The organism is Actinoplanes sp. NPDC051633 (genome assembly GCF_040681735.1).
Lineage (GTDB): Bacteria > Actinomycetota > Actinomycetes > Mycobacteriales > Micromonosporaceae > Actinoplanes.
In genome coordinates this window covers 1-1,693 of the sequence record NZ_JBFAZH010001453.1, presented here as the reverse complement: position 1 = coordinate 1,693, position 1,693 = coordinate 1, and the positions used below count along the sequence as shown (strand labels likewise).

Here is a 1,693-nt window from a genome sequence, read left to right as displayed (position 1 = left end):
CCTCATTCGCCTGGACCACGATGCGGTCCTCGAGAGGCTTGATCGCAACCTTGGTCGCGGTAGTCACGGGCATACCCTCCTGGGTACATTTTCGGCCGGCCAGTGATGGCCGGACTGGTGCCTCATGCCACCGGGCGGGGCCGTCGTCGCGGGTGCCGGTCCGCCTGGCGCAAACGTGGCCCGGATCGGGCTCACGCTGGCACCCTCATGGTGAGAGTGCTAAGTCGGAGGTTATGCCGGAACTAGCACTCCGTCAACCAGAGTGCCAACGAGTTCGCCCAGGGGAGATTGGCCGGTCGTGGACCTCGAACTGCTGGCCGAGCTGCGTACCCGGGAAGAAGTGCTGGCGTCCGCGGCCGAGCTCGCCGGCGGCGATCCGCTGAGCGCGGCCACCGCCCTGCGCAGCCGTGGCATCGAACCCGCGCTCGCCGCGGCCGCCCTTACCCAGGCCTCGCTGCGCCGCGCGGCGCGGGCGAAGTTCGGACCGGCGGCGGACCGGATGTTCTTCACCCGGGCGGGGCTGGAACAGGCGACACGCGCGGTGGTGGCGGAGCGCCGGGCGGCGCGGCTCGCGGCGGCGGGAGTGCGCACGCTGGCGGATCTGGGGTGCGGGCTGGGCTCGGATGCGCTGGCCGCGGCACGCGCGGGCATTCACGTGTACGCGGTGGACGCCGACCCGCTGACCGCCGGCATCGCCCGCGCCAACGCGGAGGCGCTCGGCCTGGGCGACCACGTGGAGGTGCACTGCGCGGACGCCACGTCGGTACCGGTCGAGCGGTACGACGCGGTCTTCGCCGATCCGGCCCGGCGGCGGGCCGGCCGGGGTCGCGTGTTCGACCCGGCCTCGTTCTCGCCGCCGTGGGACTTCGTCGCCGGGCTGGCCTCGCGGGTGCCGCGGACGGTGCTGAAGCTGGCGCCGGGCATCGACCACGCGCTGCTGCCGGCCGGCGCCGAGGGGGAGTGGGTCAGCGTCGGCGGCGATCTGGTGGAGGCGGCGTTCTGGTGCGGGCCGCTCGCCGAGGTCCCGCGCCGCGCCACCCTGCTCGGCGCCGCGCCGGCCGAACTGACCGGTCCGTCCGACGTACCCGCGCCGGTGGGCCCGCTCGGCCGCTACCTCTACGACCCCGACCCGGCCGTCGTGCGATCCCACCTGGTCGCTGCCTTCGCCGAGCGGGTGGGTGGCCGCCTGGCGGATCAAGAGATCGCTTACGTGTACGCGGACCAGCCCGCCGAGACGCCCTTCGCCCGCCGCCTGGAGATCACCGACGTGCTGCCCTTCTCGCTCAAGCGCCTGCGTGCCCTGCTGCGGGAGCGTGGCGTGGGGCGCCTGGAGATCCGCAAGCGTGGCTCGGCGCTCGAGCCGGAGGCGCTCCGCCGCGACCTGAAGCTCGCCGGCCCGGCGGCGGCCGGCCTGGTCCTGACCCGGGTCGCCAACGCGCCGACTGTTCTGATCACAGCACCCCTCTGACCACAGCAGAGTGAGCGGCTGTGGACGGCGGACCGAACCTGTCATACCCGCGCCCTACTCTCCGACCCACCCAGTGCCAGGGGTGGGGGAGGCGGCGGCCGCGTGTCGAGGCGGCGCGCGGGCGGGCGAGGCGGCGGGCGAGGCGGCGGGCGTGGCGGCGGGCGAGGCGGCGGGCGAGGCGGCGGGCGAGGCGGCGGGCGAGGCGGCGGGCGAGGCGGCGGGCGA

General features: G+C 75.3%; 1 protein-coding gene and 1 pseudogene. One reads left to right on the top strand and one right to left on the bottom strand.

Annotated elements, in window-relative coordinates:
* Positions 1-73 (bottom strand): annotated as a pseudogene (locus AB0M20_RS42005) (co-chaperone GroES); the annotation flags it as partial.
* Between the two features lie 225 nt (positions 74-298).
* Here AB0M20_RS42005 and AB0M20_RS42000 point away from each other — a divergent pair.
* Positions 299-1,468: a methyltransferase domain-containing protein gene (locus AB0M20_RS42000; RefSeq protein ID WP_364306950.1), complete on the top strand. Its 1,170-nt coding sequence runs from the start codon at positions 299-301 to the stop codon at positions 1,466-1,468.
* The last annotated feature ends 225 nt before the right edge of the window (positions 1,469-1,693 follow it).